This is a genomic window from Arthrobacter senegalensis (assembly GCF_059091765.1).
In genome coordinates, this window is sequence record NZ_JBNHGZ010000009.1 from 1 (window position 1) to 5,654 (window position 5,654).

General features: G+C 56.9%; 1 protein-coding gene and 3 rRNA genes. 3 read left to right on the plus strand and 1 reads right to left on the minus strand.

Annotated features, from left to right (window positions below; all coding sequences use genetic code 11):
• The coding region (locus AC5RVG_RS16945) for a hypothetical protein (protein ID WP_494002654.1) at window positions 1-180 on the minus strand (180 nt) is incomplete at its 3' end.
• On the opposite strand from AC5RVG_RS16945, the gene AC5RVG_RS16950 reads away from it, so the two are divergent.
• The 3 genes from AC5RVG_RS16950 (at window position 180) to rrf (ending at window position 5,595) form a co-directional block, all read left to right on the plus strand.
• Window positions 180-1,703, plus strand: a 16S ribosomal RNA gene (locus AC5RVG_RS16950). The two genes, AC5RVG_RS16945 and AC5RVG_RS16950, sit on opposite strands and share 1 nt — an antisense overlap.
• A gap of 479 nt (window positions 1,704-2,182) precedes the next feature.
• A 23S ribosomal RNA gene (locus AC5RVG_RS16955) occupies window positions 2,183-5,310 on the plus strand.
• Window positions 5,311-5,478: 168 nt separating this feature from the next.
• Window positions 5,479-5,595, plus strand: a 5S ribosomal RNA gene (gene rrf / locus AC5RVG_RS16960).
• The 16S, 23S and 5S rRNA genes sit together here, the layout of an rRNA operon.
• Window positions 5,596-5,654 lie beyond the last annotated feature (59 nt).

The following is a 5,654-nucleotide window of genomic DNA, read 5'->3' on the forward strand; positions in this document are numbered from 1 at the left end:
GCTCCTGTTGTTTGAGAACTCAATAGTGTGCCAAGTTTGTTGATACCAATTATTTATTGGTTGAAAGTGCCGTGGCGTGCCGCCCCTGTGGTGTGTCGCGGTTTTATCAGCCTGGTTTGAATTTAGTGCAGTGTCTTCGGTCGTTTTCCCGGCCGTTGGTGCTGTGTCTGTTTGAAACATTAACGGAGAGTTTGATCCTGGCTCAGGACGAACGCTGGCGGCGTGCTTAACACATGCAAGTCGAACGATGATCCGGTGCTTGCACCGGGGATTAGTGGCGAACGGGTGAGTAACACGTGAGTAACCTGCCCTTGACTCTGGGATAAGCCTGGGAAACCGGGTCTAATACCGGATATGACCTGTCACCGCATGGTGGCGGGTGGAAAGATTTTTCGGTCATGGATGGACTCGCGGCCTATCAGCTTGTTGGTGGGGTAATGGCCTACCAAGGCGACGACGGGTAGCCGGCCTGAGAGGGTGACCGGCCACACTGGGACTGAGACACGGCCCAGACTCCTACGGGAGGCAGCAGTGGGGAATATTGCACAATGGGCGAAAGCCTGATGCAGCGACGCCGCGTGAGGGATGAATGCCTTCGGGTTGTAAACCTCTTTCAGCAGGGAAGAAGCGAAAGTGACGGTACCTGCAGAAGAAGCGCCGGCTAACTACGTGCCAGCAGCCGCGGTAATACGTAGGGCGCAAGCGTTGTCCGGAATTATTGGGCGTAAAGAGCTCGTAGGCGGTTTGTCGCGTCTGCTGTGAAAGCCCGGGGCTCAACCCCGGGTCTGCAGTGGGTACGGGCAGACTAGAGTGCAGTAGGGGAGACTGGAATTCCTGGTGTAGCGGTGAAATGCGCAGATATCAGGAGGAACACCGATGGCGAAGGCAGGTCTCTGGGCTGTAACTGACGCTGAGGAGCGAAAGCATGGGGAGCGAACAGGATTAGATACCCTGGTAGTCCATGCCGTAAACGTTGGGCACTAGGTGTGGGGGACATTCCACGTTTTCCGCGCCGTAGCTAACGCATTAAGTGCCCCGCCTGGGGAGTACGGCCGCAAGGCTAAAACTCAAAGGAATTGACGGGGGCCCGCACAAGCGGCGGAGCATGCGGATTAATTCGATGCAACGCGAAGAACCTTACCAAGGCTTGACATGGGCCGGATCGGGCTGGAAACAGTCCTTCCCTTCGGGGCCGGTTCACAGGTGGTGCATGGTTGTCGTCAGCTCGTGTCGTGAGATGTTGGGTTAAGTCCCGCAACGAGCGCAACCCTCGTTCCATGTTGCCAGCGCGTAATGGCGGGGACTCATGGGAGACTGCCGGGGTCAACTCGGAGGAAGGTGGGGACGACGTCAAATCATCATGCCCCTTATGTCTTGGGCTTCACGCATGCTACAATGGCCGGTACAATGGGTTGCGATACTGTGAGGTGGAGCTAATCCCAAAAAGCCGGTCTCAGTTCGGATTGGGGTCTGCAACTCGACCCCATGAAGTCGGAGTCGCTAGTAATCGCAGATCAGCAACGCTGCGGTGAATACGTTCCCGGGCCTTGTACACACCGCCCGTCAAGTCACGAAAGTTGGTAACACCCGAAGCCGGTGGCCTAACCCCTTGTGGGAGGGAGCCGTCGAAGGTGGGACCGGCGATTGGGACTAAGTCGTAACAAGGTAGCCGTACCGGAAGGTGCGGCTGGATCACCTCCTTTCTAAGGAGCTTCCTCGAACCTTTCCTGGCCTGTCATAGTGCGGGTTGGGTGGTTTGCAGGGCAAGCCCGTTGCGGACGCGTCTGTTGTCCGGCGGGTGCTCATGGGTGGAATATCAACGGATTCGGTGTCTTTCGCGGTTGGCCGCATGCCAGTACGGTGCCCTTTGGGGTGTTTGGAACGTGTGTGGTTGGTTTCGCGGGGGATGTCTTTTGGCACACTGTTGGGTCCTGAGGCAACAGGACCTTATTCTTGCAGCGATGTGAGGAGAGGGAAGAAGTTGGTTCCTCTTGTTTCCTGCGCTTGCCGCGCCGGCCGCCCCTTTGGGGTGGCGGGGGTGGGGGTGACGGGGTTGTTGTTTGAGAACTACATAGTGGACGCGAGCATCTTAAAGCAATTTTTTTGATGAACCTGGTGGCTGAGTCGTCTTTTGACGGTTTGGTTGTCCTGGTTCTCTCGAATAGCTGATTTTGATCTTTGTGGTCAAGTTTTTAAGAGCACACGGTGGATGCCTTGGCATCAGGAGCCGAAGAAGGACGTGGGAATCTGCGATAAGCCTGGGGGAGTTGATAACCGAACGGTGATCCCAGGATGTCCGAATGGGGAAACCCCGCCCGGCGCGCGAGTGACCGGGTGACCCGTACCTGAACACATAGGGTGCGTGGAGGGAACGCGGGGAAGTGAAACATCTCAGTACCCGCAGGAAGAGAAAACAACAGTGATTCCGTCAGTAGTGGCGAGCGAACGCGGAAGAGGCCAAACCGGTCCATGTGTGATAGCCGGCGGGCGTTGCATGGCCGGGGTTGCGGGACTTTCCGCTGCTGTTCTGCCGGACAGCGAAAGTGAGTGCGTGCGTATAGGTGAACGGTCTTGAAAGGCCGGCCGGAGAAGGTGTAAGCCCTGTAACCGTAATGCGTGACGCCGCTTGGAGAGTATCCCAAGTAGCACGGGGCCCGAGAAATCCCGTGCGAATCTGCCAGGACCACCTGGTAAGCCTGAATACTACCTGATGACCGATAGCGGACAAGTACCGTGAGGGAAAGGTGAAAAGTACCCCGGGAGGGGAGTGAAACAGTACCTGAAACCGTGTGCTTACAATCCGTCGGAGCAGCCTTAGTAGCTGTGACGGCGTGCCTTTTGAAGAATGAGCCTGCGAGTTAGTGTTACGTCGCGAGGTTAACCCGTGTGGGGAAGCCGTAGCGAAAGCGAGTCTGAACAGGGCGTTGCAGTGGCGTGATCTAGACCCGAAGCGGAGTGATCTACCCATGGCCAGGTTGAAGCGCGTGTAAGAGCGCGTGGAGGACCGAACCCACTTCAGTTGAAAATGGAGGGGATGAGCTGTGGGTAGGGGTGAAAGGCCAATCAAACTCCGTGATAGCTGGTTCTCCCCGAAATGCATTTAGGTGCAGCGTTGCGTGTTTCTTGCCGGAGGTAGAGCTACTGGATGGCCGATGGGCCCTACAAGGTTACTGACGTCAGCCAAACTCCGAATGCCGGCAAGTGAGAGCGCAGCAGTGAGACTGTGGGGGATAAGCTTCATAGTCGAGAGGGAAACAGCCCAGACCACCAACTAAGGCCCCTAAGCGTGTGCTAAGTGGAAAAGGATGTGGAGTTGCCCAGACAACCAGGAGGTTGGCTTAGAAGCAGCCACCCTTGAAAGAGTGCGTAATAGCTCACTGGTCAAGTGATTCCGCGCCGACAATGTAGCGGGGCTCAAGTACACCGCCGAAGTTGTGGCATCAGCGTATTATCCAAGCCTTCGTGGTTCAGGAGCGCTGGTGGGTAGGGGAGCGTCGTGTGGGCAGTGAAGCTGCGGCGGAAGCCAGTGGTGGAGCCTACACGAGTGAGAATGCAGGCATGAGTAGCGAAAGACGGGTGGGAAACCCGTCCGCCGAATGATCAAGGGTTCCAGGGTCAAGCTAATCTGCCCTGGGTAAGTCGGGACCTAAGGCGAGGCCGACAGGCGTAGTCGATGGACAACGGGTTGATATTCCCGTACCGGCGAAAAACCGCCCATGCCAAACCGGTGATGCTAACCGCCCAAACCGTTCATCCGTGCCCTTCGGGGCCAGTATGGGCGGGGCGCGCGGGACCCGATCCGGGGAGGTAAGCGTATTAACAGGTGTGACGCAGGAAGGTAGCCGAGCCGGGCGATGGTAGTCCCGGTCCAAGGATGTAGGGTGAACGGTTGGCAAATCCGCCGTTCGTGAAGCCTGAGACCTGACGGGACCCCCGTATGGGGGGATTCGGTGATCCTATGCTGCCGAGAAAAGCATCGACGCGAGGTTTTAGCCGCCCGTACCCCAAACCGACACAGGTGATCAGGTAGAGAATACCAAGGCGATCGAGAGAATTATGGTTAAGGAACTCGGCAAAATGCCCCCGTAACTTCGGGAGAAGGGGGGCCCGGACCGTGAAGAAGCCTTGCGCTTCCAAGCGGGTAAGGGCCGCAGAGACCAGGGGGAAGCGACTGTTTACTAAAAACACAGGTCCGTGCGAAGTCGCAAGACGATGTATACGGACTGACTCCTGCCCGGTGCTGGAAGGTTAAGAGGACCTGTTAGCCCCTTTGGGGGCGAAGCGGAGAATTTAAGCCCCAGTAAACGGCGGTGGTAACTATAACCATCCTAAGGTAGCGAAATTCCTTGTCGGGTAAGTTCCGACCTGCACGAATGGAGTAACGACTTCCCCGCTGTCTCAACCATAAACTCGGCGAAATTGCACTACGAGTAAAGATGCTCGTTACGCGCAGCAGGACGGAAAGACCCCGAGACCTTTACTATAGTTTGGTATTGGTGTTCGGTGTGGCTTGTGTAGGATAGGTGGGAGACTGTGAAGCCCGGACGCCAGTTCGGGTGGAGTCATCGTTGAAATACCACTCTGGTCACTCTGGACATCTAACTTCGGCCCGTAATCCGGGTCAGGGACAGTGCCTGATGGGTAGTTTAACTGGGGCGGTTGCCTCCTAAAGAGTAACGGAGGCGCCCAAAGGTTCCCTCAGCCTGGTTGGCAATCAGGTGGCGAGTGTAAGTGCACAAGGGAGCTTGACTGTGAGAGAGACATCTCGAGCAGGGACGAAAGTCGGGACTAGTGATCCGGCGGCACATTGTGGAATGGCCGTCGCTCAACGGATAAAAGGTACCTCGGGGATAACAGGCTGATCTTGCCCAAGAGTCCATATCGACGGCATGGTTTGGCACCTCGATGTCGGCTCGTCGCATCCTGGGGCTGGAGTAGGTCCCAAGGGTTGGGCTGTTCGCCCATTAAAGCGGTACGCGAGCTGGGTTTAGAACGTCGTGAGACAGTTCGGTCCCTATCCGCTGCGCGCGCAGGAAATTTGAGAAGGTCTGTCCTTAGTACGAGAGGACCGGGACGGACGAACCTCTGGTGTGTCAGTTGTACTGCCAAGTGCACCGCTGATTAGCTACGTTCGGATTGGATAACCGCTGAAAGCATCTAAGCGGGAAGCCGGCTTCAAGATGAGATTTCCATCCCCTTCGTGGGGGAGAGGACCCCAGCCAGACCACTGGGTTGATAGGCCGGATGTGGAAGCGAGGACGAAAGACTCGTGAAGCTGACCGGTACTAATAGTCCGACAACTTACACCACACCACCCCCCTGGGGTGGGTGATCAAAACATGCTACGCGTCCGCTATGTGGTTCCCAGACAACAACCGTTGTCGCACAGGGAACAAACAATTGAATACAGTTCCAAGCACAAGCTTGTAACCAACAGGTTTGCCGCCACCCCCACCGGGGTGGGCGCGCACGAAGGGTTACGGCGGTCATAGCGTGGGGGAAACGCCCGGTCCCATTCCGAACCCGGAAGCTAAGGCCCACAGCGCCGATGGTACTGCACTCGGGAGGGTGTGGGAGAGTAGGTCGCCGCCGGACATTCTTTGAACACGGGAAGGCCCCGCCAACGATGGCGGGGCCTTCCCGCGTTTAACCAC